At 57.7% G+C, this 369-nt stretch carries 1 pseudogene; it reads left to right on the top strand.

Annotation, left to right across the window (positions count from 1 at the left end):
• Positions 1 to 66: 66 nt before the first annotated feature.
• Positions 67 to 369, top strand: a pseudogene (locus DK26_RS28315) (hypothetical protein); the annotation flags it as partial.

The raw sequence follows: 369 nt of genomic DNA on the forward strand, positions 1-369 counted from the left end.
TAGAGCCCGCAGTTTACGGATTGAGCTTGTTGGGTTAGCAGCCAGATTCATGGTGGGGGATCGGGCATGAAGGTATTAGCGTGCATTTGTGTCTTAGGCGCGGTGCTGCTGGGTATGAGCCCGTTCTCCAAAGCAGCCGAGATTAAGCGACTTACCTTGCCCGGTGGCTTGGTGATCGTCGATGTTCGCGGAGAGATCGTTGCGGCTGGCGCCCGTCGCTACATGTTCAAAACTTCGAGGATTGGGTTCCACGCCGCCTATCGGACGCGCAATGGGCAGGCGCAGGAAAGTGGGATGGGGAATGCCGAGATCGGATCGTTCTTGACCCACCTGGGCCTGCGCATCGAGGCAATTCGCTACTTCACCGCA

It is taken from the genome of Allobosea sp. WAO (assembly GCF_001509835.1).
Taxonomy (GTDB): Bacteria; Pseudomonadota; Alphaproteobacteria; order Rhizobiales; family Beijerinckiaceae; genus Allobosea.